Source organism: Curtobacterium sp. MCBD17_019 (assembly GCF_003234555.1).
GTDB lineage: Bacteria > Actinomycetota > Actinomycetes > Actinomycetales > Microbacteriaceae > Curtobacterium.
Genome location: NZ_QKTT01000004.1, coordinates 188,050 through 212,212, shown reverse-complemented (window position 1 = coordinate 212,212; position 24,163 = coordinate 188,050). Strand labels below are relative to the sequence as shown.

Annotated in this window: 22 protein-coding genes; 10 read left to right on the top strand and 12 right to left on the bottom strand. The window is 72.9% G+C overall.

Annotated elements, in window-relative coordinates; translation table 11 throughout:
* Positions 1-72: 72 nt before the first annotated feature.
* Positions 73-1,218: a hypothetical protein gene (locus DEI82_RS05945; protein ID WP_146242842.1), complete on the top strand. Its 1,146-nt coding sequence runs from the start codon at positions 73-75 to the stop codon at positions 1,216-1,218.
* Positions 1,219-1,241: 23 nt separating this feature from the next.
* Here DEI82_RS05945 and DEI82_RS05940 read toward each other — a convergent pair whose 3' ends face one another.
* Both DEI82_RS05940 and DEI82_RS05935 read right to left on the bottom strand, forming a co-directional pair.
* Entirely contained in the window at positions 1,242-1,736 is a 495-nt protein-coding gene (locus DEI82_RS05940; protein WP_111008602.1) for a VOC family protein, read from the bottom strand.
* 97 nt (positions 1,737-1,833) lie between these two features.
* Positions 1,834-2,118 (bottom strand): GNAT family N-acetyltransferase, encoded by a 285-nt coding sequence (locus DEI82_RS05935; RefSeq protein WP_111012648.1) that lies wholly within the window; start codon positions 2,116-2,118, stop codon positions 1,834-1,836.
* Positions 2,119-2,199: 81 nt separating this feature from the next.
* Between DEI82_RS05935 and DEI82_RS05930 the strand changes: the two genes are divergently transcribed.
* Complete coding sequence (locus DEI82_RS05930) at positions 2,200-2,847, top strand: NADPH-dependent F420 reductase (RefSeq protein ID WP_111012649.1); 648 nt, start codon at positions 2,200-2,202, stop codon at positions 2,845-2,847.
* Between the two features lie 182 nt (positions 2,848-3,029).
* Here DEI82_RS05930 and DEI82_RS05925 read toward each other — a convergent pair whose 3' ends face one another.
* Both DEI82_RS05925 and DEI82_RS05920 read right to left on the bottom strand, forming a co-directional pair.
* The gene (locus tag DEI82_RS05925) at positions 3,030-3,602 is read right to left on the bottom strand and encodes a hypothetical protein (protein ID WP_111036098.1); all 573 of its coding nucleotides are present in this window, start codon (positions 3,600-3,602) and stop codon (positions 3,030-3,032) included.
* A gap of 61 nt (positions 3,603-3,663) precedes the next feature.
* On the bottom strand, positions 3,664-4,635 hold the full coding sequence (locus tag DEI82_RS05920) for an aldo/keto reductase (RefSeq protein ID WP_111036097.1): 972 nt from the start codon (positions 4,633-4,635) through the stop codon (positions 3,664-3,666).
* A gap of 883 nt (positions 4,636-5,518) precedes the next feature.
* On the opposite strand from DEI82_RS05920, the gene DEI82_RS16180 reads away from it, so the two are divergent.
* Positions 5,519-6,670, top strand: a complete 1,152-nt coding sequence (locus DEI82_RS16180; protein WP_181435118.1) for a hypothetical protein — start codon at positions 5,519-5,521, stop codon at positions 6,668-6,670.
* Between the two features lie 33 nt (positions 6,671-6,703).
* Here DEI82_RS16180 and DEI82_RS05910 read toward each other — a convergent pair whose 3' ends face one another.
* The gene (locus tag DEI82_RS05910) at positions 6,704-7,561 is read right to left on the bottom strand and encodes a LysR family transcriptional regulator (protein WP_111008596.1); all 858 of its coding nucleotides are present in this window, start codon (positions 7,559-7,561) and stop codon (positions 6,704-6,706) included.
* Positions 7,562-7,699: 138 nt separating this feature from the next.
* Between DEI82_RS05910 and DEI82_RS05905 the strand changes: the two genes are divergently transcribed.
* From DEI82_RS05905 to DEI82_RS05895, 3 genes are all read left to right on the top strand, one after another.
* Positions 7,700-9,031: an MFS transporter gene (locus tag DEI82_RS05905; protein ID WP_111036095.1), complete on the top strand. Its 1,332-nt coding sequence runs from the start codon at positions 7,700-7,702 to the stop codon at positions 9,029-9,031.
* A 142-nt stretch (positions 9,032-9,173) separates the two neighbouring features.
* A complete protein-coding gene (locus DEI82_RS05900; RefSeq protein ID WP_111012653.1) occupies positions 9,174-9,554 on the top strand; it encodes a helix-turn-helix domain-containing protein in 381 nt (126 codons plus the stop codon).
* A gap of 56 nt (positions 9,555-9,610) precedes the next feature.
* Positions 9,611-10,639, top strand: a complete 1,029-nt coding sequence (locus DEI82_RS05895) for an NADPH:quinone reductase (protein ID WP_111036094.1) — start codon at positions 9,611-9,613, stop codon at positions 10,637-10,639.
* 12 nt (positions 10,640-10,651) lie between these two features.
* On the opposite strand, the gene DEI82_RS05890 is transcribed toward DEI82_RS05895, so the two are convergent.
* Positions 10,652-11,242 carry a DoxX family protein gene (locus tag DEI82_RS05890; RefSeq protein ID WP_111026855.1) on the bottom strand — a complete coding sequence of 197 codons (591 nt, stop codon included), beginning with the start codon at positions 11,240-11,242 and terminating at the stop codon, positions 10,652-10,654.
* Between the two features lie 130 nt (positions 11,243-11,372).
* On the opposite strand from DEI82_RS05890, the gene DEI82_RS05885 reads away from it, so the two are divergent.
* Both DEI82_RS05885 and DEI82_RS05880 read left to right on the top strand, forming a co-directional pair.
* Positions 11,373-12,254 carry a patatin-like phospholipase family protein gene (locus tag DEI82_RS05885; RefSeq protein WP_258371979.1) on the top strand — a complete coding sequence of 294 codons (882 nt, stop codon included), beginning with the start codon at positions 11,373-11,375 and terminating at the stop codon, positions 12,252-12,254.
* A 75-nt stretch (positions 12,255-12,329) separates the two neighbouring features.
* Entirely contained in the window at positions 12,330-14,462 is a 2,133-nt protein-coding gene (locus DEI82_RS05880; RefSeq protein ID WP_111036093.1) for a prolyl oligopeptidase family serine peptidase, read from the top strand.
* 19 nt (positions 14,463-14,481) lie between these two features.
* Here DEI82_RS05880 and DEI82_RS05875 read toward each other — a convergent pair whose 3' ends face one another.
* Positions 14,482-15,711 (bottom strand): acyl-CoA dehydrogenase family protein, encoded by a 1,230-nt coding sequence (locus DEI82_RS05875; RefSeq protein ID WP_111036124.1) that lies wholly within the window; start codon positions 15,709-15,711, stop codon positions 14,482-14,484.
* A gap of 63 nt (positions 15,712-15,774) precedes the next feature.
* Between DEI82_RS05875 and DEI82_RS05870 the strand changes: the two genes are divergently transcribed.
* Both DEI82_RS05870 and DEI82_RS05865 read left to right on the top strand, forming a co-directional pair.
* Complete coding sequence (locus DEI82_RS05870; RefSeq protein WP_181435120.1) at positions 15,775-16,437, top strand: QsdR family transcriptional regulator; 663 nt, start codon at positions 15,775-15,777, stop codon at positions 16,435-16,437.
* A 10-nt stretch (positions 16,438-16,447) separates the two neighbouring features.
* Positions 16,448-17,089, top strand: a complete 642-nt coding sequence (locus DEI82_RS05865; RefSeq protein ID WP_111036122.1) for an FMN-dependent NADH-azoreductase — start codon at positions 16,448-16,450, stop codon at positions 17,087-17,089.
* Between the two features lie 42 nt (positions 17,090-17,131).
* Here the strand turns inward: DEI82_RS05865 and DEI82_RS05860 are convergent, their stop codons facing one another.
* From DEI82_RS05860 to DEI82_RS05840, 5 genes are all read right to left on the bottom strand, one after another.
* Complete coding sequence (locus DEI82_RS05860) at positions 17,132-18,118, bottom strand: hypothetical protein (RefSeq protein ID WP_111036092.1); 987 nt, start codon at positions 18,116-18,118, stop codon at positions 17,132-17,134.
* 68 nt (positions 18,119-18,186) lie between these two features.
* Positions 18,187-19,506, bottom strand: a complete 1,320-nt coding sequence (locus DEI82_RS05855; protein ID WP_111036091.1) for a bifunctional glycosyltransferase family 2/GtrA family protein — start codon at positions 19,504-19,506, stop codon at positions 18,187-18,189.
* 97 nt (positions 19,507-19,603) lie between these two features.
* On the bottom strand, positions 19,604-21,121 hold the full coding sequence (locus DEI82_RS05850; protein ID WP_111036090.1) for a cell wall metabolism sensor histidine kinase WalK: 1,518 nt from the start codon (positions 21,119-21,121) through the stop codon (positions 19,604-19,606).
* Complete coding sequence (locus DEI82_RS05845) at positions 21,118-21,840, bottom strand: response regulator transcription factor (RefSeq protein ID WP_111012661.1); 723 nt, start codon at positions 21,838-21,840, stop codon at positions 21,118-21,120. The genes DEI82_RS05850 and DEI82_RS05845 overlap by 4 nt, the downstream gene beginning before the upstream one ends.
* Before the next feature lie 10 nt (positions 21,841-21,850).
* Positions 21,851-24,139, bottom strand: a complete 2,289-nt coding sequence (locus tag DEI82_RS05840; protein ID WP_111036089.1) for a glycosyltransferase family 39 protein — start codon at positions 24,137-24,139, stop codon at positions 21,851-21,853.
* Between the last annotated feature and the right edge of the window lie 24 nt (positions 24,140-24,163).

Here is a 24,163-nt window from a genome sequence, read left to right as displayed (position 1 = left end):
GCGTGCGCGGTGCACCGCGTCGTGTACGCGACACGCTAGCGGACCGGGGATCGAAGTTGTACAGTGCAACACGTGTCCGATGTTGCAAAGAACAACTTGCTACCCGTCCGTCGCCTGACCGAGCGGCCGACGCCCGGTCACGCCGCCGACCGCCACGCCGGCAGCGCGCCCGCGCACGAGCCGTCCATGCTCCGTCCGGCCGGGCTCGGTCGGCTCCTGCTGTCGTTCGCCTCCCACATCCTCGTCCCACTGTTCCTCGCCGCGGGGATGGGCCTGGCCTACCTCGGCGCATTCCACGCCCCGACCCCGAAGGACCTGCCCGTCGGGGTCGTCGGCACGGGAGCCGCGACCCAGGTGTTCGCACAGACCGTCACCGACCGGTCCGACGGCGCGCTCGTCGCCCACGTGGTGCAGGACCCCGCGCATGCGCGTGCGGCGATCCGCGACCGTGATCTGGCGGCCGTGTACGCGCCGGGGTCGACGAGCGCCACCCTCTACGTGTCCACCGCCGCGTCGGACACCACCGCGACCGCTGCCGAGCGGATCTTCGTGCCCATCGCCTACCAGCAGCACCTGCCGTTCCACGTGGTCGACGTCGCCGCCGTGCACGACGAGGACGCGACGGGCCAGGGACTCTTCTTCCTGCTGGTCGCACTCAGCGTCGGCGGGTACTCGAGCGCGATCGCGGTCGCCGCGTTCTCCGGGCGGCTCCGCCTGCTCTGGACGGCGGTCATCGGCGTCGCGACCGCCGGGGTCGTCGCGGGGATCGGCGTCGTCATCGCCGGTCCCGTCTACGGCGTGATCACGCACCATGCGTGGCCGATCTTCCTGTTCGCCTGGATGTACGACCTCGTCATCATCGCGCTCGGTGTCGGACTCCACCCGATGCTCGGCCGGTGGACCACGCCGATCCTCACGATGCTGTTCGTGATGCTCAACTTCACGTCGTCGGGCGGGATCTTCCAGCCGGCGTTCCAGCCCGGGCTGTTCGCGGGACTCCACACCTTCTGGAGCGGCGCGGCCTGGCTGCAAGCGGCACAGGACCTGCAGTACTTCCCCGCGGCATCCCTCGGCCGCAGCGCCCTCGTGTTGGCGCTCTGGCTGGCCACCGCCGTGCTCCTGGTGCTCGTCGTGCACGGACTCGTCGCCCGACGGACCCGGATCGCCCGCGAACGCGAGGTCTCCCGACTGGAGGAGGAGCAGGTCGTCGCTGCCTGAGCACCCCCGGTTAGGAGCGAGGTTCAGCCCGCGGTCCCCGCGCCTCCGCGTCCGTCGGCGGCTGCTTCGAGCGCGGCGATGTCGAGCTTCACCATGTCCTGCATGGCGAGCATGGCGCGGGTCCGCCGTTCGGGAACGGGGTCCGCGAGGAGCTCGGCGAGTCGGACGGGCGTGACCTGCCACGCGACGCCCCACCGGTCCGTGCACCACCCGCACGCCACCTCGTGGCCGCCGTCGCTCGTGAAGGCGTCCCAGAGCCGGTCGACCTCGTCCTGCGTGTCGCAGTCGACCTGGAACGAGATCGCATCGGAGTGCGGGTGCCCCGGTCCGCCGTTCATCGCTCGCCATCGCTGCCCGAAGAGCGTGAACTCGACCACCAGCGCCTTGCCCGCGTCGGGCGTGCCGTCCGGCCATCGGCCGATGGAGTCGATGCGGGCGTCCGGGAACAGGCCCGTGTAGAAGGTGACGGCCTCCTCGGCCTGGTCGTCGAACCAGAGGAACGGGACGATTCGCTGCACGGGAGTGTCCTCTCCGGCGGTCACGACGTCGGACGACCGCCTCGGCGGGACACTACTGCCGAGGCGCCGGGATCACCAGGCGGTCCACATCGTGGGTTCATCGGGAGAGCAGGTCGGCCTTGTCCGGGTGGTCCTCGAACCACTGACCGACGAACCAGCACATCGGGACGATCCGGCGGGTGCTCGTGGTCTCGACGTCGGCGACCGCCTGCTCGACGAGCTCACCCGCGTAGCCGTGACCCCGATGAGCGGGCACCGTGTACGTGTGCGGGAACGCGATCGAGTCGCCGTTCACCCGATAGTCGAGCACGCTGACCAGGGCGCCGTCCACGTAGAGCGCGTAGCGGTCGCGGTCGGTCTCGTTGCGGAACTCGTGGGCCATCGTGCCATCCTGCCCGCCACCCCCGCGCGCTGCCCGGACGTGCGCTGACCATCGCGCGTCCGACCGGAGCACACTCGATCCATGACCACCATCGGATTCATCGGATCAGGGAACATCGGTTCGCAGCTCGCCCGGCTCGCCGTGCAGAACGGCTACGACGTCGTGATGAGCAACTCACGCGGCCCCGAGACCCTGTCGGACCTCGTCGACGAACTCGGACCGCACGCGACCGCCGGGACCCCGGAGGACGCAGCGACCAAGGGCGACGTCGTCGTCGTGACCACGCCGCTCGCCGCGATCGAGACCATCCCCGTCGAGCCCCTCGTCGGCAAGGTCGTGATCGACACGAACAACTACTACCCGCAGCGGGACGGGCAGATCGCGGCCCTCGACGAGGAGACGACCACGGTGTCGGAACTGCTCCAGCACCACCTGCCGCAGTCGCACGTCGTCAAGGCCTTCAACCACATCGCCGCGGCCGACCTGACCACCGCGGGGACCCCGCGCGGTACCGAGGGGCGCCGTGCCCTCGTCGTGGCCGGTGACGACGACGAGGCGAAGCAGGCCGTGGGCGACCTGATCGACGAGTTCGGGTTCGACGCCGTGGACATCGGACGTCTGAGCGAGGGCTGGCGCATCCAGCGTGACACCCCCGGGTACGTCAAGCCGTACGCCGCGATCGACCTCGAGCTGGCGGTCGCGGACGCGAAGCGTTACCGCGACATGTGAGTCCGGGCCGGCGGCCGCGGCCGCTGGCGGTCGCGGCCCCCACCCCCCCCGGCACACCCGCCGAGATCGCAGAAGATGCCGCTCTGACCTGGGTCGGAGCGGCATCTTCTGCGATCTCGGCGAAGGGGCCGGGGGCCGGGCCGGGCGGCCCGACCGGCCGGGCGGCCGGCCCGGCCCCCGGGTCAGCGGCGGCGGAGCGCCTTGCGCACCACGCCCTTCGCGACGTTGTGGGGGCGCTGCATCTCGCCCTCCTTGGCACCGACCACGATGATCCAACCGCCGAAGATCGCCTGGAGCCACTGCAGGCGCTGGAGCTTCCGCTGCACGCGCGCGAGCTCGGGTGACGTGCCAGGCGCCGGCTCCGTGGCCCCGGCCGCCGGCTGCCCCTTGCGCGCGTCCGCCTCGACGAGCTTGCCGTAGCGGTTGCCGACGACGGCCGTCCACAGCGTCACACCCGCGCCGACCAGGGTCACGACGGCCTTGTAGGTGTTGATGCGGTGCATGCCGTGCTGGACCGCGCTCCGCGGCGCGTTGTGCGCGGTCACGTCGAGGTCGGCGAGCAGGTGCAGCACGACGGCGCCCGTCTGGATCGGCCCCCAGCGCCGCCACCCGATGGTGGTGAGACGGGTCCGTTCCTCCGGGTCCTCGGCGCGGGCCGCGGCACCGTTGAGTCCGATGGCACCCATGAGGGAGCCGCCGAACCACGCGGCCGCGGTCAGGTCGTGGATGGATCGTCCGGGGAGGTTGCCTGCCATGTCCCGGACGCTACGCGCGGACGGCGCAGGAACGCCCAGCCGCCGTACGTCGGCGCTCGGGTCAGACCCCCTCGAACACCAGCGTCATCTCGGCGAGGTCGTCCTCGGACGGGGTCCAGGCCGAACCGGCGTCGACGTTCTGGTCGATCTGCTCCGGCTTGGTCGCACCCGCGATGACGCTCGTGAGTCCGGGCTGGGCCAGCAGCCAAGCGAACGTCGCCTGGAGCATGGTCACGCCCCTGGCCTCGCAGAAGCGCTGGTACTCCTCGATGACGTCCCACGGGGCGTCGTCGAGCAGCTGCGGCTTGATGTTCGTGATCCGGGCGTCCGCCGGGCCGCCGCCGCGTCGGGTGTACTTGCCGGTGAGCAGGCCGTTGGCGAGCGGGAAGTACGGCAGGAACCCGAGCGCGTACGCCCGCACCGCCGGCAGGACCTCGGCCTCGGCACCACGAGCGAGCGGGCTGTACTCGTTCTGGGCCGACACGAACGACGTGGTGCCGGCGATGGAGGCGGTGAGCTCGGCCTCGGCGATCTGCCACCCGGCGAAGTTCGAGTGCCCGATGTAGCGGATCTTGCCCTCGCGCACGAGGTCGTCGAGCACCGACAGGGTCTCCTCGATCGGCGTGATCGGGTCGGGGACGTGCATCTGGTACAGGTCGATCCAGTCCGTGCCGAGTCGACGCAGCGACGCCTCGACGGCGAGCCGGACGTACCGACGGGAGCCACGGACACCCCAGTCGGGCCCGTTCGCACCGCGCATGTCGCTGCCGAACTTCGTCGCGAGCACGACCTCGTCGCGACGACCGGCGAGGGACCTGCCCATCATCGACTCGCTCCGGCCGGGCTCGCCGCCGTAGATGTCCGCGGTGTCGAACAGGGTGACTCCGGCGTCGAGCGCAGCGTGGACGACGGCGTCCGTGCCCTCCTGCGTCTCGGTGGCGGTGCCTGGTCTGCCGAAGTTGTTGCAGCCGAGCCCGACGGTCGAGACGACCAGGCCGGAGGGACCGAGAGGACGGTGTTCGATGTCTGCCATGCCGCAGACGCTACCGGCGTCACCCGCACTGGGGCGTCCGGGAACGGGCGCCGCGCACTAGAACAGTAGGACGGACCATCGAGAGGGAGCACGCGTGGGCCAGCACCGCATGCCGGGCGCGACGCCGGACCAGGCGTCGACGCCGGACGTGCCGACCCCTCCGCCAGTGACCGGGACGCGTGGCCTCCCGGCGTGGGTGACCGCACCACCGACGCCCGTGGCACCCGTCCCGGCTCCGCAGACCGCCGCGCTCGCCGAACCGGGCGTCACACGGCCCGTCGCCGCGACTGATCGCCCCGCCGTGGCGACCGGACGCCCCGTGACGGAGGGTGCGACGACGCCCGTTCCCGCCGCACGCACGGTTCCTGCTGATCCGCTTCGTCGTCCGCGGACCGCGCGAGCCCCCCTGCCCCCCGCGCCGCTCTCCCCCACGGTCGACACCGGAGCGATCGAGGCGGCCCGCCGTCACGCGGCGTCCGGCACGGCGTCGCGGATCGCGGCGACCGTCCGTCCGGGCACCTCGGACCCGACCGCGCCGCCCGTACCCGACCTCGCGGCATCCCTCACCGCGACCGTTGCCGGGCACGGCGCCGCAACCGCATCGGATGCGGACGCTCACGTCACGTCCCCGCTCCCCACCGGCGAGCAGCACGCCGGTCCCACCGGCCGGACCGCATCGGGTCGCGTCCCGGGCCAGGTCCCGGTCCCGGATCCCGGGAGGCCCGGCGTCGGCATCGCGGGTGCCGTCCGCCCCGCCACGTCCGGGTCGCCGATCGTGGCGACCCCGGGTGAGCCACGCCCCGTCACGCCACAGCCGACGGAACGACGGACGACCGACGCCGAAGGGCCCGTCGAACCCCGGCCGGGTCAGCCGCGGTTCTCGGTGCCCGGGCTCGAGTACCTCGTGGTCGGAGGCCCCGTCGACGAGGACCTGCCCCGACCCGTCGGGGCCCCCAGGCCCGTCCCGGGGACGCCGGTCGCACCGGCGTGGGCGACTCCGACGGGCGCTGCCGCACCGCAGGCCGCACCGATCCCGCCCGGGACGACGAGCCTCGTGACGCCGGACACCGTCGACCCCGCCGCTCCGGCGTCGCCGTTCCCGGCTCCGGCACCCCCGGCCCCGACCGCGCGGGACCGGCGTCGTGCCGCCGCTGCCGAGAAGCAGGCCGCGGCAGCGGAACGGGCAGCGCAGAAGCAGACCGCGGCCGCAGAGCGCGCCGCGCAGAAGCAGACGGCCGCCGCAGAGCGCGCCGCCCAGAAGCAGACCGCCGCCGCAGAGCGCGCCGCCCAGAAGCAGACCGCGACGGCAGAGCGCGCCGCCCAGAAGCAGACGGCCGCCGCACGCACCGCCCCGGAGCAGCCTGCTCCGGCCGTCGGCGCCGCCGAGCAGCCCGCGGCGACGGCCGCGCAGACGCCCGAGCACCGGGGCAGCGAGGGCAACGACGAGCCCGTCGTGTTCGCTCGCTCCGCCGCCTCGGCCGTGTCCCTCACCGGTCGACGTGGTCGGTCCGGTCGCCGCGGCGCTCGGACCGCGCGAGCGCACGGCCTCCACCGCGCAGCCCCCGTCGGGAGCCGAGAACCGCACGGATCCGACGCCGGCGTGCCCCGCCGGGCCGGGGCCCGGACCGACGACCCGCGGCGGGTCTCCCGGACCGACGCGGCACGGGCCTCCCGGACCGACGGGCCGGACGGACGCCCGGCCGTCAGCCCCGGCACCGCCGCCGCACTCGCGGTGGTCGCCGGCCTCGCGACGCTCGCGGTCGGTGCCTGGTTCCTGCTCGTCGCGGGTCAGGTGCACGTCGTGGCCCTCGTGCTCGGCGGCCTCGCGATCGGTCTGGCCGTGATGGTGCTGCGGGCACGGGCAGCTGCGTCGTGGACTCGTCTGCTCTCGCTCGTCGGACTCGTGTTCGGCATCGCTGGCAGCGCCGTGCTGCTCGCCGGCCTCGCGAGCGCGCTCGCGCCGACCCTCGGGCTGCACCTGCCGGACCTCGGCACGATGACCGGGACCGGCAGCGCGACGTCCGTCACCTGGTGACGCGGACCCGACCGGACGACCGGACCGCGCGGGTCAGACCGCGCGGATCACGCCGCGGCTGAGGATCGCGTTCGTCAACGCGTCGACCGGCCCGCGACCGGCGGCCGGGTTCGCCATGAGGACGTAGTCGACGGCCGGGAGGTCCGGCAACACCAGCCGCTGGGACACCTTGACGAGGTCGGCCGGGATGAGGGAGTGCGGGAACACCGCCACCCCGATGCCCGCTCGGACCGCCGCGAGCACGCCGTTGACGTCGCGCGTGTTGCACGTGATCCGCCACGTGCGGCCGACGGCCTCGAGCGCGTCGATGGCCATCTGGCGACTGATGCTCGGCGCCTGGTAGGCGATGAGGGGCACGGGTTCGTTCGGCTCGAGCGCGATGCCGTCCTGGGCCATCCACACCATCTGGTCGCTCGCGACGCGCGTGCCCTCGGCGGGCTGCCCGGCGGTCTGCTTGATGAACACGAGGTCGAGCTGACCGGCCTTGAGCCGCCGGAGCAGCGGACCCGACTGGTTGACCGTGAGCTCGAGGTTGATGTGCGGGTGGAGCCGCCGGAAGTCGCGGAGGATGCGGGGCAGCTGGGTGATCGCGAGGTCGTCGGCCGCCCCGAAGCGCAGACGCCCGCGGTTCGCCTGGCCCGAGAAGTACGCATCGGCCTGCCCGTGTGCGGCGAGGATCGTGCGCGCGAAACCGGCCATGGCGTCGCCGTTGTCCGTGAGCGCCACGCCCCGCGTGTCCCGGACGAGGAGGGTCCGGGACACCGCGGTCTCGAGCTTCCGGACGTGCTGGCTGACGGTGGGTTGGCTGATGCCGAGTCGGCCCGCGGCCTGCGTGAAGCTCAGGGTCTCCGCGACCGTCAGGAACGTGCGGAGCAGGATCGGATCGAGCAACAGTTCCCCCGGTGGTCGCGGCGATGGTCATCACGGAACGCAATGGATTGATAGGGACGATAGCCCTCGGCAATGGGTCCCGGCGGTTAGTTTCGAAGATGAACAGCATTCGCCACCGATCGCCGGAGCCCCAGAACCGTGAGCGCCCCCTCGTCCTCGTCCACCCTCTACCCGCCGACCGAGCCGCTCCCCGTCCTGGCGACCCGCCCGCCGTGGCGACACACCCTCATCGCCCTGTCGGTACCGAACTTCCGGCTCTTCACGGCGACGAACCTGGTCGCGATGACCGCCGGGTGGATGCAGCGCGTCGCGCAGGACTGGCTCGTGCTCCAGCTCACGCACTCCGTGGCGGACGTCGGGATCACCGTCGCGATGCAGTTCGCCCCGATGCTCCTGTTCGGGCTGTTCGGCGGCGTCATCGTGGACCGCTACTCGAAGCGCGCGCTGATGATGCTCACGCAGGCGTCGTTCGCGCTGCTCAGCGGCGTGCTGGCGGCGCTGACGCTCGCGGGGGTCGTGCAGGCCTGGCACATCTGGGTGATCGCGTTCGTCGTCGGGCTCGTCACCGTGATCGACAATCCGGCGCGGCAGGTGTTCGTCACCGAGATCGTCGGACAGGAGCACCTCCGGAACGCGATCAGCGTCAACTCGTCGGTGTTCCAGCTCGGCGGCATGATCGGACCGGCGCTCTCCGGCATCCTGCTCGTCGCGGTCGGGGCCGGCTGGTCGTTCGGCATCAACGGCATCGCCTGCGCGGCGGTCGTGGTGACCCTGGGGTTCCTCCGCGTCTCCGAACTCCACCGGATGCCGGCCGTGCCGCCGTCGAAGGGGCAGCTGCAGGAGGGCCTCCGCTACGCCATCCGGAAGCCGACGATCATCGTGCCCGTGGTGCTCGTCGCGTTCTTCTCGGTGTTCGCGCTGACCATGCCGGTCCTCCTGTCCGCGTTCGCCTCGGACGTCTACCACGTCGGGGCCGGCGGCTACGGCGTGTTCAACTCGATGGTCGCGATCGGCGCGCTGACCGGCGCGCTCCTGTCGACGCGGCGTGCGGTGGTACGACTGCGGACCATCGTCGGCGGTGTCGGCATCACGGGGCTGCTCCTCGTCCTCGCCGGCGCCGCGCCGATGATCGCGCCGTTCGCGCTCATCCTCGTCGCGGTCGGGATGGCGCAGCTGCTGTTCCAGACGGCGTCGAACTCACTCGTCCAGATGTCGTCGAACATCGGGATCCGCGGCCGTGTGATGTCGCTGTACGTGCTCGTCCTGCTCGGCGGCCAGGCGATCGGCGGGCCGGTCATGGGGCAGATCGTCGACCGCTTCGGTGCACACGTCGGCATGGTCGTCGCGGGTGGGGTGCCCGCGATCGCCGCCGCGGTCATCGCGGTCGTGCTCGCTCGACGGGGCGGCCTGCACCTGGAGGTCCGCCTGCGGCACCACCTGCCGCTCCCGACCATCGTCGGCCAGCACTAGGGGGCCGACGGACGGGAGCGACGGGGCGGAGCCGCCCCGCCCCTCCCGTCCGTCGTGCACCCCGTCTGGAACCGCACCATCAGGGCGTTACTCTCTTCGGGGAAGCGGGCACCTCGCGGGTGCACGGCGAGGAGCGGGGACGATGACCACGACGGACGCACCACGGTACGAGGCGTACAGCCCGTACGCGCGGGACTGCCCCACCCGGCAACTGCTCGACCGCATCGGTGACCGGTGGACCGTCCTCACGCTCGGGGCGCTCGTCGACGGGCCACGGCGGTACTCCGCGATCGCGGGGCGGGTCGACGGCGTGTCGCAGAAGATGCTGACGCAGACGCTGCGGGCGCTCGAGCGGGACGGCCTCGTCACGCGCACGGTGTTCCCGGAGATCCCGCCGCACGTCGAGTACGCCCTGACCGATGCCGGGTGGTCGCTCCGGACCGTGCTCGCCGGGCTCGAGGACTGGGCGACCGGCCACATGGACGACGTCCTCGCGGCCCGCGCGGCGTACGACGAACGCTGACGGTCGACCCGGGGTCCACCGGAACACCGGGCGCGTCCGCGTGGTTGCCTGCCGGTATGCGATCGATCGTCTACACCCACACCGGTGACCCCTCCGTCCTCGAGCTCGTCGAGCGGGACGTCCCCGAGCCCGGCCCGGGCGAGGTCCGCGTCCGGGTGGTCCGTTCCGGCGTGAACCCGACCGACTGGAAGTCGCGGCGCGGCGGCACGGACGGGTCTCGGTTGCCGTTCCCCGAGGTCACCCCCAACCAGGACGGCGCAGGCGTGGTCGACGCCCTCGGCGACGGTGTCGACGGCCTGGTGGTCGGTGACCGTGTCTGGACCTTCCTCTCCGCGCAGCAGCGTCCGACGGGCACCGCGCAGGAGTACACCGTCCTGCCACTGGAGCGTGTCGCGGCGTTGCCCGACGGCGTCGACTGGGACGTGGCCGCGTCGCTCGGGGTCCCCGCACTGACCGCGCACCGCGCGCTCACCGTGCACGAGGACGGGCCGACACGTCTCGGTCCCGGGGCGCTCGCGGGACGGACCGTGCTCGTCGCCGGTGGCGCGGGTGCCGTCGGGCACGCCGCCATCCAGCTCGCCGCCTGGTCCGGTGCCCGTGTCGCCTCGACGATCAGCAGCCCCGCGAAGGCAGCACTCGCGACCGCGGCCGGCGCCCACGCGACCGTCGACTACCACGACGACGACGCCGCGGACCAGGTCCGGGCGTTCGCGCCGGACGGCGTCGACATCGTGGTGGAGGTGGCCATCCCGCAGAACGCCGACCTCGACGCGCAGGTGCTCGCCACCCGCGGTGTCATCGCGATGTACGCGAACAACGGCGGCGACGAGGCCACGCTGCAGGTCCGGCCGAACATGGCCCTGAACGCGCGGTACCAGTTCGTCCTGCTCTACACGATGGGCGAGGTGGCGCTCCGCGCGGCGGTCGAGGACGTCACCGCGGCCCTGCGCGACGGGGCACTGCCCGTCGGTGAGGAGCACGGCCTCCCGATCACGCGGTTCCCGCTCGAGCGGACGGCCGACGCGCACGACGCGGTCGAGCACGACGCGGTCGGCAAGGTGCTCATCGACGTCCAGCCCGAGTGAGGCGGGGCGCGGTCAGCCCTCCTCGGGGTCCGAGGACCCCGCCGCCTCCGGCGTCTCGGCCGTGCTCTCCGCCGGAGGCTCGGTCGGGTCCGCCGCGAGCGCCCGCTTCCGGCGCGTGACCTGCACGGCGATCGCGACCGGGACGGCCGCCAGGGCCAGGCCGCGCATCCACGGGCGGTCGAACACGTGCCCGGTCGCGTGGTCGAGGGAGACCGCTCCCGGCCCACCGAGCGCGAACATCGACGCGGCGAATCCCAGGAACGCGGGGAACTCGAACCCGCCGTCGGCGTTGAAGAACCCGTTCGGCACGTGGATGCTCGCCGCCGTGCCCATGGTCGTCGCCGCGCCGGCACCGGCCACGGGGGTCCCGAGCCCCAGCACGAGGGCCGCTCCCGACCCCGCCTCACCGAGCCCAGCGAGCACGGCGTGCGGTCTCGCCGGCCGGAAGCCCATCGCGTGCATGCCCTGCGCGGTGCCCTCGATGCCACCACCGCCGAACGCCCCGAAGAGCTTCTGCGAACCGTGCGCGACGAGCACCGCCCCGAGGGCGACGCGGAGCAGGGTCGTTGCGGTGGTCGCCGCCGTGGTTCCCGGATGACGCATGGAGTTCCTCCCTGGTGTCGACGGGCCCGCACCACGCGGGCCGGTGTCGCCGAACGTACTCACGCTCTCCGGCACGCGCCCGCCGGTCGACGCTCCGGACTCCCCGAGGACGATGCGGTAGGCAAGAGGGGTGACCGACCTGCCGGACCTGACCGACCGCCCACAGCACACCGCGATCGTCCTGGGTGGAGGTGGCGTCGCCGGCATCGCGTGGGAGCTCGGGCTCCTGAGCGGGCTGCTCGACGCCGGGATCCCGCTCGCCGACGCCGATCTCGTGGTCGGGACGAGCGCCGGCAGCGTCGTGGGCACCCTGCTCCGGACGGGTGGCGTCGCGGACGCCTACGGTCAGCAGGTCGATGACGTGCCGTGGGACTACGAGGAACCGGCCTCGCCCGACTGGGCCGCGATCGGCGCGCAGTTCGTGGCCGCGCTCCAGGGCGCCACGGGCGACCAGGACGCTCGCGCCCGCATCGGTCGCCTCGCGCGCACCGTGACGTCGGGACAGAGCCAGGAGGAACGCATCGCCTCGTTCCGCGCGACGTTCCCCGCCGACACGTGGCCGGACGCGCCCCTCGGCATCACCACCGTCGACGCGACCGACGGGTCGTTCCGGGTGCTCACCGCCGCCGACGGCGTCCCGTTGACCCGCGCGATCGCGGCGAGCTGCTCCGTGCCCCTCGTGTGGTCCCCGGTGACCGTCGACGGCCGCCCGTACGTCGACGGCGGCGCCCGCTCGGGGACGAACGCGGACGCCGCGGCGGGGTACGAGCGCGTGCTCGTCATCGGCTGCCGTGCTGAGGACCCGAGCCCGACCGGTCCGTGGCTCGACCGCGCGGTGGCCGGTCTGCGGCACGACGGTTCGGCCGTCGAGGTGGTCGTCGCGGACGCCACGAGCCAGGCCGCCTACGGCACGAACGTCCTGGCGCTGTCGACCCGGGCCCCCGCCGCGCACGCCGGTCGGGCGCAGGCGGCCGCCGTGGCCGCGCGCGTCCGCGACCTCTGGGTCGGCTGAGCGATCGGTCGGCTGACGCTCGGTCGGATCGGCCGACTCCGAGGCCGTGTCCCCGCCCTCCGATAGCGTGGGTGGATGCCGAACGACGACGACGCCACACCGTTCTCCGACCTCGACGCCTTCGTGGCGCTCCCCCGTGTCGACGGCATCGCGCTGTCGCCGGACGGCACGCGCGTGGCGCTCACGGTGAGCACGCTCGACCACGACCGGACCGGGTACACCCGCTCGATCTGGTCCGTGCCGACGTCGGGCGAGGGCGTGCCGGTGCGGCTCACCCGCTCGGCGAAGGGCGAGGGCGGCGTCGCGTTCACCCGGAACGGCGACGTCCTGTTCGTCTCCGCCCGTCCGGACGCCGACGCCGCGAAGGACACCGAGGCCGGTCAGGTGTGGCTCCTGCCCGCCGCCGGCGGCGAGGCCCGGGCGGTCACGCGACTCGCCGGTGGTGCGGGCATCGCGGCGACCGCGCGGGAGGCCGACACCGTGGTCATCAGCGCGGGGCTGCTCCCGGGTGCGAACGACGCCGAGGGGCGCCTGCTCGAACGCGACGCCGAACTCCGCGCGGCCCGGAAGGAGCACGCCGTCGCGGCGATCCTGCACGAGACCCACCCGGTCCGCTTCTGGGACCACGACCTCGGACCCGACGAGCCGCACCTGTTGGCGCTCGACCTCGGCGACCTGCACGAGACGCTCGACGCTCCCGTCGCACCGGGCACCGCAGCCCCGGACGAGGTCGCGGTGGCCGACGCACCGGTCGCCGTCACCGCCGAGTACCCCGCGGACCTCCCGCGCCCGCGCGACCTCACGCCGTTCCCCGGGCGCTCCGCCGACACGGCCGGGCAGGCGCTGACACCGGACGGCCGCACGCTCGTGGCGGCCCTCACGGTGCACGAGCAGCGCGGTGTCCGGGCCGTGCTCGTCGCGATCGACACCGAGACCGGCGAGCGCACCACGCTGTTCGACGAGCCGGACGTGTTCCACGAGATGCCGGCCGTCAGCCACGACGGCACGACGATCGCTTGGGTGCGCGCCCCGCGGGACACCCCGGCCGGGCCCGCCGACCGTGAGATCTGGGTGGCCGACCTCGACGGCGGCCACGCCCGACGCATCGCGACGGAGTGGGACCGCTGGGCGAACGAGTTCGTGTTCGACGCCGACGACCGCGCCCTCATCGCCACCGCGGACCAGGACGGCCGCGCGCCGGTGTTCCGGATCCCGCTCGACGGGAGCGCCGTCGAACAGCGCACCACGGACGAGCACGCGTACAGCGGCGTGGCAGTGGACCGGGCGACCGGCGTCGTCGTCGCGCTCCGGTCCTCCTGGGCGGCGCCGCTGCACCCGGTCCGGATCGACCCCGACGGCACCGTGACCGCCCTGCCGACCCCCGCGCCGCTGCCCGCGGTGCCGGGCCGCGTCGAGGAGGTCGAGACGACGACCGCGGACGGCACGCGCGTGCGCGGCTGGCTCGTCCTGCCGCCGGGCGCGTCGGCCGACGCGCCCGCGCCGTTCCTGCTGTGGATCCACGGTGGACCGCTCAGCAGCTGGAACGCCTGGAGCTGGCGATGGAGTCCGATGGTCGCCGCGGCGCGGGGCTACGCGGTCCTGCTGCCCGACCCGGCGCTGTCCACCGGGTACGGCCTCGAGTTCATCGCGCGCGGCTGGAACGCCTGGGGGCAGGCGCCCTACACCGACCTCCTCGCCATCACCGACGCCGTCGTGGCGCGGCCCGACGTCGACGAGACCCGCACGGCGGCCATGGGTGGCTCCTTCGGCGGCTACATGGCGAACTGGGTCGCCGGGCACACCGACCGCTTCGACGCGATCGTCACGCACGCGAGCCTCTGGGCGCTCGACCAGTTCGCCGGCACCACCGACGCGTCGTACTACTGGCAGTCCATCTTCACGGCCGAGGGCATGGCCGAGAACGACCCGCACCGGTCCGTGGACGCGATCACGACACCGATGCTCGTGATCCACGGTGACAAGGACTACCGCGTGCCGATCGGCGAGGGGCTGCGGCTCTGGTCGGAGCTGGCCGAGCACCACGCCGACCCCGACGGCACCATGCCGCACCGGTTCCTGTACTTCCCGAACGAGAACCACTGGATCCTCACGCCGCAGCACGCGAAGGTCTGGTACGAGACGGTGTTCGCGTTCCTCGCCCAGCACGTGCTCGGCGAGGCCTGGGAGCGGCCGGAACTGCTCGGGTGAGGACGCCGGGCGGCAGCGGTCACACGAATGCGGCGTGCCCCGTGATCGCACGTCCCACGATGAGCGTGTTCATCTCGCGGGTGCCCTCGTACGAGTAGATCGCCTCGGCGTCGGCGAAGGACCGCGCGACGCCCGCGCCCAGGACGATGCCGTTGCCGCCGAGGACCTCGCGACACCAGCCGACGGTCTCGCGCATCCGCGCCGTCGCGAACGCCTTGGCCAGCGCGGAGAACTCGTCGCGGTGATCGCCGCGGTCCTGCAGCGCCGACGCCTGGGTGCACAGCGCGATCGACGCCGTGATGTTGCCGACCGAGCGGACCAGGAGGTCCTGCACCAGCTGGTGCCGCGCGATCGGCTTGCCGAACTGCTCGCGCTCCCGCGCGTACCGGAGGGCGGCCTCGTAGGCACCGACGGCGATGCCGATCGCCTGCCACGCGACCTCGCACCGGGTGAGCCGGAGCACCGCCGCGGTGTCCCGGAACGACCGGGCACGCTGCAGCCGCCGCTCCTCGGGGACACGCACGTCGCGGAGCACGATGTCGGCGTTCTGCACCGTCCGGAGCGAGATCTTGTCCTCGATCTTCGTGGCGGTGAACCCCGGCGAGTCCGTGGTCACGAGGAATCCCTTGACCTGCCCGTCGGCCACGTCCTTGGCCCAGATCACGACGACGTCGGCGAACGTCGCGTTGCCGATCCAACGCTTCTCGCCGTCGAGGACCCAGGTGTCGCCCTCGCGTCGGGCCGTGGTGCGGAGACCGCGGGCCGAGTCCGACCCCGAGAGCGGTTCCGTCAGGCCGAACGCACCGACGAGTTCGCCGGTGGCCATGCGCGGCAGCCACGCGCGCTGCTGGTCCTCGCTGCCCGCGACGGCGATGGCGTTCATGGCGAGGCCGGACTGCACGCCGACGAAGGTCGCCATGCCCGCGTCGACCCGGCCCATCTCGAGGGCCGCCCACCCCCGGTACACCGCCGAGTTCTCGAACCGGGCGACGAGCGGGATCCCGGATCCGAGTACCCCGGTCTCGGCGAGCGGCCGGATGAGGTGCGTCGGGAACTCCGCGTCCGCCCACGTGCGGTCGGCGATCGGGGCGACCCGGTCCTCCATGAACGCGCGGAGCGCCAGGACGCGTTCGCGCTCGACGTCGGTCAGGTTGTCCTGGAAGCGGTAGAAGTCGGCCTCGAGGTGGGCCCGCTGCACGCGCTCGGTCGTGTCGAGCGATGCAGCGGCGGCGGGGGTCGTCGTTGACATGACCCCCATGGTGCATCGTTCTGGGGAACGTTGCAACACGCGTAGGCTCCGGTGGTGGACGGTATGCGGGAGGCGCGGCTCGGCCAGCACGGCACGGCGCTCGTCCCGAGCACCCTCTCCGCCCGTCTGGAGGCCCATCCCGACGCCCTCCGCGCGTTCCGTTCCGCGCGACACCGGTTCATGGACGGCGAGCGGATCGACATGGGCCGCCTGGCCGCCGAGCTCGGCGTCGACCGCACGAGCCTGTTCCGCTGGGTCGGCAACCGCGACCAGCTGCTGTCCGAGGTGCTGTGGTCCCTGGCCGTGCCGACGCTCGACGCGGCCGACCGCGCCGTGACCACCACCGGTGCCGCCCGGATCGTCGGCGTGCTGACCCGGTTCACGGCCGACCTCATCGAGGCGCCGTACTTCCGCGTGTTCCTGACGCGGGAGCCCTCGCGCGCGCTGCGACTGCTCACGACCACGGACAGCGACGTGCAGCGCCGGCTCGTCGCGGTCGTCGCCACCCTGATCGACGAGGAGTCGGCCGCGGCGCGCTTCGATCCCGCGCCACTGTCGGCACGCGAGGTGGCATCGCTGCTCGTCCGGATCTCGGAGTCGTTCTCGTACGCCGACCTCATCTCGGGCGAGCCGCCGGACGCCGACCGCGCTCGCGCCGCCTTCGAGTACGTCCTCCGTCCGTCCGCGCCGACCACACCGCCCCCGTCCGACCCGGCCGCCGGATAGCGTGGCGACCATGCCCACGCTCCTGCACCTCGACTCGTCCGCCGACCTCGCCGCGTCGCGGTCCCGTGCCCTCACCGCGGTGTTCGCGGACGCCTGGCGGGCTCGTGGTGCCGACCACACCGTCACGTACCGGGACCTGCACGTGCACCCGCTCCCCCACCTCGAGGCATCGGCGTTGCACTGGCCGGCCGCGGAACGCCGGCCCGGCGCGGACGTCCCCGCCGGATCGCAGGAGCTCCTGCAGTCCGTCGTCGACGAGCTGCTCGCCGCGGACGTCCTGCTCGTCGGGGCGCCGCTCTACAACTACTCGCTGCCGTCGACCCTGAAGACCTGGATCGACCGGGTGCACCTGCCCGGGGTGCTCGTGCCGGACGCCGGGTCGACCGGCCCGCTCGCCGGGCGTCCCGCGGTGGTGGTCGTCACCCGCGGTGGCGCCTACGACGCGGGGACCCCGACCGAGGGCTCGGACCACGGAACGCCCGTGCTCGAGCTCATCCTCGGGACCGCACTCGGGATGGACGTCCACACCGTCACCGCGAGCACGACCCTCGCCGAGACCGTCCCCGCGCTCGCGCCGTACCGGGAGCGCGCCCGCGCCGAGTTCGCGGACGCCGAGCGCGAGCTCGCCCGACTCGGGTCGACGCTGGCCTGAGGTCGGACGTCAGGAGCCGCCTCGCTGCACCGAGGACCGGCGTCAGGAGTCGCCGTCGCTCGAGCCGGAGCCGGAGTCGGAGCCGGCACCCGGTCGCGTGGTGCAGCCGGCCGAGCTGGCGGCGGAGACGGTGATGGTCGTCGCGGCGATCGACGAGCCGGATGACGACGAGGACGAGGACGAGGCCTGCACGCACTCACCGACGGCGAACGCCGACGACGTCGCCGACGCCGTCCTCATGTAGGTCGTGTCCGCGTCGACCGAGATCGTCGACGTCGATGATGCACCGGACGCGCCCGTCGTCCGGACGGTGATCGTCGACCCCGAGACCTTCGTGACGAGGCCCGAGACCACACCGCCCATGCCGGAACCGCCGGATCCTCCGCCTGGTCCGCCCGCTCCTCCCGGTCCCCCGGTCGGCGCGCCGCTCGGGGCCGTTGTGTCCGTTGAGCCCGCCCCGGTACCACCCGGGGCGGAACCACCCGGTGCACCGCCGGGGGCAGTGCCGGTCGTGCAGGCACCGTCGACCGCGGTCGAGACCGTGACCGTCGACGCGGTCACGGTGTCGGAGGAGGTGCCCGAGCCCGACGAGCCCGACGCCGGCATCGATGACGCGCTCACGCAGACGCCCTTGCTGACGTCGGACAGCGACGCATCGACGAGCTGTTCGATCGTGGTCGAGGACGAGTAGGTCAGGGTCGTCGTGTCGGATGTGTCCGACGTCGTCGTGACCGCGAGCGTTCCCGAGCCGACCGAGGCGATCGTCCCGCGGACCATCCCGCCGATGCCCCGGCCGGCGACGCTCGTGCCACCCGCGGTCGACGCCCCCGTGGCGGTCTGGTCGGTGCGGTTCGATGACGAACAGGCCGTCAGGGCAGCCGCGAGGGCGAGCACGCCGACCGAGGCCGATGCTCGGAGGAGGAGGGGTCGGCGCGGTGCGCGGGAGACGGTGGTGGTGCGGTCGGTGGCGGTGCGGTCGGTGGCGGCGCTGATCGCGGGGCGGCTCGAGCCGGCTGACGTGGTCGTCATGATGCCTGGTCCTGGTTCTGGCGGTCGGATGTTCGAGATGCGGGAGCGCCCCTGAGGAGCGGACGTCGTCACGGCCGCACCTGCTGGAACGGGACGGACGAGGTGGCGGCTGGCGCGGATTCGTCGCCGACGGCCCTCATCGGACGTGTGGCGACGTCGGACGCGGGGCGCTCGACTCCATCGGCGGGTTGTCGGCGCCGCCCTCGGAACACCCAGAGCTTGAACAGCACGAACCGCATCCCGGTCGCGACGAGGTTCGCGACCGTCAGGACGACGACCTCGGTCCCGCTTCCGGCATGCGGGGCCGTCGCGTGGAGTCCGGCCAGCGACCCGGCGGTGATGAGCCAGGCGACGCCGAACACGACGAGCCCCTGTACCTGGTGTCGCCCGGCGCCCGCCGCTCCCCGGACGCCGAACGTGAACCGGCGGTTCACAGCCGTGTTGCCGATCGCGGTGACCATCAGGGCCACGAAATCGGCGACCTGAGCGCCGAGCGCCGGCTGCAGGACGACGTAGAGCAGGGCGAACGCGAGGGTCGAGGCCACGCCCACCGCGCCGAACCGGAGCACCTGCGCGAACAAGCCGATCGTCGGGGTCGTGAACGGGTGGCGCCCGACGGCGTCGTACACCTCGGCGAGCGGCAATCGCCCACGAGCGAGATCCCGGCCGACGCGGAGCATTCCACGGAGGTCCTCCCGCGCGGTCGCGGTGATGTCCACCGACGAGTTGACGTCGTCCACCCAGTCCACGGGGACCTCGTGGATCCGCAGTCTCGCGTGCTCGGCGAGGACGAGGAGTTCGGTGTCGAAGAACCAGGCGTCGTCACGGACGAGGGGCAGCAGACGCGCAGCGACGTCGCGGCGGATCGCCTTGAAGCCGCACTGGGCATCGGAGAACGACACCCCCATGGCGGTCCGGAGCAACGCGTTGTACGAACGCGAGATGAACTCCCGCTTGCCACCCCGGACGACCCGCGACGACCCGACCAAGCGAGTTCCGATGGCGAGGTCCGAGTGGCCCGACAGCAGCGGCGCGACGAGTGGGCCGAGCGCCGCCAGGTCGGTGGAGAGATCCTCGTCGACGTAGACGAGGACCTCGGCCGGTGAAGCGGACCACACGGCCTTGAGCGCGCGCCCGCGGCCCTTGAGCGGCAGGTGCACGGCGACGACCCGCGGCAGGATCGCGGCGAGGTCGTCCGCGATCCGGGCGGTGTCGTCCGTCGAGGCGTTGTCCGCGATGGTGATCCGCCACGTCCGTCCCGGCCCGGCCACGAGTGGTTCAGCGCTGAGGAAGCTGTGGAGCCGCCGGATGTGCGCGGCGAGGGTGCCCTGCTCGTTGTAGCAGGGCACCACGATGTCGATGTCGATGGTGTCCGTCGGTGCGCTCATGCCAGACAGCGTGCGGAGCGGGGATGGAGGAAGCGCTTCCGGGGCCTGTGGTCGCCGTAAGAACGACCGAGGCGTCGCCGAGGAGGTCGGCGCGACCTCAGCTGGCGGCGACGTCGAGCGGCAGCGACACGACGAACTCCGTCCGGGTCGGGCCACTCGTCACCGAGACCGAACCGCCGTGCGCGAGGGCAACGGCCTGCACGATCGACAGACCGAGCCCCGTCGTGCCCGTCGACCGCGACCGCGAGGCGTCACCCCGGCTGAACCGGTCGAACAGCGTCGGCAGGGACGCCGCTGAGATCGGAGGACCGTCGTTCGCGACGGCGAGCCGAGCGCGGGCACCGGCTCCGTCACGCTCGTCCCGGTGCACCGAGACCGCGACGTGTGTCCCCGCTGGCGTGTGGATCCGCGCGTTCGCAAGGAGGTTGACGACCACCCGACGCAGCTGGACCGGGTCGCCGATGACCACCACCGGCTCGTCGTCGAGGTCGAGCGCCCATCGGTGCTCCGGCCCGGCCGCACGGGCGTCCATCGTCGTCTCGACGGCGAGTGCGGACAGGTCGACGGGCTCCCGGACGGGCGGCACGGTCGAGTCGAGCCGAGCGAGCAGCAAGAGCTCCTCGACGAGGTCACCCATGCGCACCGCCTCGGCTCGGATCCGCTCGGTGTTCCGGTGCACCGCGGGCGACGCGGGTTCAGATCCCGTCAGCTCCGCGTACGCCCGGATGGTCGCGAGCGGCGTCCGTAGCTCGTGGGAGGCGTCCGCCACGAACGCGCGCACGCGGGTCTCGGCGCGATCCCGCACGGCGAGGGCCTCCGACACGTGCCCGAGCAGGCTGTTCAACGCCGTGCCGACCTGGCGGACCTCGCGACTGACGCCGATGTCCTCGTCGGAGACCCGGATGGGGATGCCCTCGTCGCCGCTGTCGAGATCGAGGGCGGTGACGGCCGAAGCGGTGGCGGCGACTCGCGAGAGCGGACGCATCGCGCGACGCACGAGCATCGCCCCGGCCCAGGCAGCGACCACGACCCCGAGCACCGCGACGATCGCGATGACCAGGACGAGCCGCGCGATCGCCGCCGTGATGCCGCCCACGGGGAGCGCCGTGATGAACACCGCGCCGTCCGACCTGGTGGCGAGCACTCGGTAGGCACCGAGGGAGCCGAGCTCGCGCGTGACCGGATCGCCGTCACGCGGCACCCGAGCGAGCGCCGCCTTCGCAGCGGTGCTGAGACGGTGCTGCTCACCCGTCGCGTCGGTGTACCCGGCGATGACGAACGCTCCCTTCCGGGACACGGCGACGACCGTGTCCGCGGACTGGCCTGGTGCGCCGATGAAGTCGTGGTCTGGATCGGTGCCGGTGACGCCCGGGGGCGGGTTGCGCCCGTCCGGCGGCGGCGACGGGAGGTCGCTCTGCGCGTCGAGCGCGCGCTGGGACGCGGTCGTCAGGTCGTCGTCCAGGCGCCCGAACAGGTACCCACGGAACGCCACGACGGTCACGACGCCGACGACGACGTTCGTGACCGTCAGGAGCAGCGCCACGATGAGGACGATCCGCCACCGCAGCGAGTGCGTCCGGTCCTTCCGCGGACTCCCGGCCCCGGACGCCCTCACGTCGGCGGACGGAGGACGTACCCGGTGCCCCGTACGGTCTGGAGGAGCGGCTCGCGCCCGGCGTCCACCTTGCGTCGCAGGTACGACACGTACATGTCCACGAGGTTCGACGACGCCCCGAAGTCCATCCCCCAGACGTTCGTGAGGATGCGATCCCGGGTGAGGACCCGTCGTGCGTTCCGCATCATGTACCGCAGGAGCTCGAACTCGGTCGCCGTGAGGTCAATGCCCTCGCCACCGCGGGTGACCGCGTGCGTGTCCTCGTCGAGCTCCAGGTCCTCGACGACGAGCCGGGCCGGCCCCCCGTCGGCGACCACACGCGACGACGTCCGGGCGAGGATCCGCGCACGGACGAGCAACTCCTCGATGCCGAACGGCTTCGTGAGGTAGTCGTCCCCGCCGCCCGTGAGTCCGGCGATCCGGTCCTCGTGGGCGTCCTTGGCGGTGAGGAACAACACGCGGGCGTCATCGCGGGCGTCCCGGAGCCGGGACAGGACCTCGAAGCCGTCGATGTCGGGCAGCATGACGTCGAGCACCACCACGTCCGGCTGGAACTCCCGGGCTGCGAACAGGACGTCGCGGCCGCGGTGCACCGCGTGCGTGGACCAGCCATCGGCCGTGAACGCGAGGCCGATCGCCTGGGCGAGGGCGACCTCGTCGTCCACGACGAGCACCCGGACGGGCGTGCCGTCGGTCCTCGTGAGGGGCGCGCTGCTCATCGCGGTGAGCCTAGTCGCCGCTGAGGTCGTAGACCGTCTGGCCCCCGACTGTCTTCGCCGTGAAATGCGCCTCGACCCAGGCCTGGATCGCGGTCGCCGTGCTGGTCGACTGGCCGCCCGGCATCCCGCCGCCAGCTCCGCCGTCATCGCCGTCGACGCTGCCGCTCGTGTCGCCAGCGCTGCCGCTCGTGTCGCCAGCGCTGCCGCTCGTGTCCGCTGCGGAGCTACCGCCCGGACCGCCGCCCATGCCGCCGCCCATGCCGCTCGAGACGATGTAGTAGCCGACCTTGCCCTCCTTCACCCACGCCTTGAACTGCGCGAGCGTCGGTGTCGGGTCGCTCGACCAACCGCCGATGGCCATGACGGCCTGGTCGGTGTCGAGCTCGAGCTGCGCTGCGGACTGCGATCCGTTCACGGCCGCCGCCCACTTGGCGTCGGACGCCTCGAGGAGCTTCTGCAGCGCGGTCGAGGTGGTCTGGCTCCCGCCGCCCATGCTGCCGGCATCCGCCGCTCGGCCACCCCCGTCGCTCGTGCCGCTCGTGCCCGACGAACTCCCCGGCGCACCGGCGGGCGGCTGCCCCGTCGTCGCGTCCGAGTCCGATCCTCCGGACCCAACGGGCGGCATGCCCGTCCCGGCACCGGAACCGGTGGTGGAGTCGCTGGAGGAGCCTCCGGGGCCACCGGTACCACCGGGCATGCCCCCGCCCATGCCGCCCGCGGCGCCGCCCGTCCCCGAGGATCCGCTCCCCGCAGGACCGACGCTCGGGATCGATCCCGTGTGGCCGACCGTCGTGGTCGCCACGGCGTACGCCGTCGTGCCGGTGAGGCCGAACAACGTGCCTGCGAGAACGCCGACCGCCACGAGCCGGCGCAGAGTCGGCAGGGTCCCCACTGCCACGGCGCCGGCTGACAGGAATCCGCCGACGAGGACGACCCACCGCAGCCACGGCACCCAGGTCGCGTTCTCGCCCAGGAGCGCCCAACTCCAAGACGCGGTGATCGCGATCATGGCCGCGAGCCCGAGCGTCCCGAGTGCCGACCGGCGACGTGCCCACAGCATCGCCCCACCGGTGCCGACCAGACCCGCGATCGCTGGAGCGAGCGCGACGGTGTAGTAGGGGTGGATCGTGCCGGACATGTAGCTGAACACGAGCCCGGTCACCAGGAGCCATCCACCCCAGAGCACGAGCCCGGCGCGGGCCGGATCGGCCAGAGGACGCCGTCCAGCGGCCACGAGGCCGAGGACGAGCGCGAGGAGCGCCGCGGGGAGGAGCCACGAGATCTCGAGCCCCATCTCGGACGAGAACAGCCGCTCGAGGCCCGTCGATCCGCCGAACGACGAACCGGCCGTGCCCCCGGTCATCCCGCCGCCGCCACCGCCGCCGTTGCCGTCACCGCCGAAGATCCGCCCGAGGCCGTTGTAGCCGAACACGAGGTCGAGCACGGTGTTGTCGGTCGATCCGCCGATGTACGGGCGCGCGTCGGCGGGCCAGAGGGCCACCGTGAGCACCCACCACCCCGCTGCGACGACGAGGGACACCACCCCGATGACCGCGCCGATGACGCGCTTCCGCCAGGTCGCCTGCGCCGCGAACACGTAGACGAGTCCGAGGGCCGGCATGACGAGCAGACCCTGGAGCATCTTGGTCAGGAACGCGAACCCGAGCGCGACGCCGGCGAGCGCGAACCACCGCCAGCTCCCGCGGGGCAGGGCCCGGACGGTGCAGTACGCGGCGGCCGTCATGAGCAGCACGAGCAGGGCGTCCGGGTTGTCGAAGCGGAAGATGAGCGCCGCGGCCGGGGTCATCGCCAGGACGAACCCGGCGAGCAGCGCGCCGACGTTCGCCGTCGTGCCACCGAGTCGCGCGAGGGTCCGACGGACCACCCCCCAGGTCAACGCGACGGAGGCGACGGCCATGAGCGCCTCGGGCACGAGCATGCTCGCGCTCGAGAAGCCGAAGATGCGCGCCGAGAGTCCCATCACCCACAGGGACGCAGGGGGCTTGTCGACCGTGATGAAGTCAGCAGTGTCGAGCGACCCGAAGAACCAGGACTTCCAGCTCTCGGAGCCCGCCTGCACCGCCGCGGCGTAGAAGCTGTTCGCGGAGCCGGACACCGTGATGTCCCACAAGTACAAGACGGCGGTCAGGAGCAGCAGCGCCCAGAACGCCGGACGGAGCCAGGCCGCGTCCGCGCGGTCGCCGAGGAAGAGTCGGACGATCGCACTGCGTCGTTCCGCGGTCCTCCTCTCCGCGGGATGGTCGGGTCGGTCGATCAGGGTCGCCGGGTGACTGGTCATGGGTCGAGGATGCCGAGCGAGCGC

Bases quoted from the DNA above. Each gene is read 5' to 3' on its own strand.
- DEI82_RS05935 (WP_111012648.1), bottom strand. From the start codon at position 2,118: ATGGCCCACGAGTTCCGCAACGAGACCGACCGCGACCGCTACGCGCTC.
- DEI82_RS05930 (WP_111012649.1), top strand. From the start codon at position 2,200: ATGACCACCATCGGATTCATCGGATCAGGGAACATCGGTTCGCAGCTC.
- DEI82_RS05925 (WP_111036098.1), bottom strand. From the start codon at position 3,602: ATGGCAGGCAACCTCCCCGGACGATCCATCCACGACCTGACCGCGGCC.
- DEI82_RS05920 (WP_111036097.1), bottom strand. From the start codon at position 4,635: ATGGCAGACATCGAACACCGTCCTCTCGGTCCCTCCGGCCTGGTCGTC.
- DEI82_RS05900 (WP_111012653.1), top strand. From the start codon at position 9,174: ATGACCACGACGGACGCACCACGGTACGAGGCGTACAGCCCGTACGCG.
- DEI82_RS05895 (WP_111036094.1), top strand. From the start codon at position 9,611: ATGCGATCGATCGTCTACACCCACACCGGTGACCCCTCCGTCCTCGAG.
- DEI82_RS05890 (WP_111026855.1), bottom strand. From the start codon at position 11,242: ATGCGTCATCCGGGAACCACGGCGGCGACCACCGCAACGACCCTGCTC.
- DEI82_RS05880 (WP_111036093.1), top strand. From the start codon at position 12,330: ATGCCGAACGACGACGACGCCACACCGTTCTCCGACCTCGACGCCTTC.
- DEI82_RS05875 (WP_111036124.1), bottom strand. From the start codon at position 15,711: ATGTCAACGACGACCCCCGCCGCCGCTGCATCGCTCGACACGACCGAG.
- DEI82_RS05870 (WP_181435120.1), top strand. From the start codon at position 15,775: ATGCGGGAGGCGCGGCTCGGCCAGCACGGCACGGCGCTCGTCCCGAGC.
- DEI82_RS05865 (WP_111036122.1), top strand. From the start codon at position 16,448: ATGCCCACGCTCCTGCACCTCGACTCGTCCGCCGACCTCGCCGCGTCG.
- DEI82_RS05860 (WP_111036092.1), bottom strand. From the start codon at position 18,118: ATGACGACCACGTCAGCCGGCTCGAGCCGCCCCGCGATCAGCGCCGCC.
- DEI82_RS05855 (WP_111036091.1), bottom strand. From the start codon at position 19,506: ATGAGCGCACCGACGGACACCATCGACATCGACATCGTGGTGCCCTGC.
- DEI82_RS05845 (WP_111012661.1), bottom strand. From the start codon at position 21,840: ATGAGCAGCGCGCCCCTCACGAGGACCGACGGCACGCCCGTCCGGGTG.
- DEI82_RS05840 (WP_111036089.1), bottom strand. From the start codon at position 24,139: ATGACCAGTCACCCGGCGACCCTGATCGACCGACCCGACCATCCCGCG.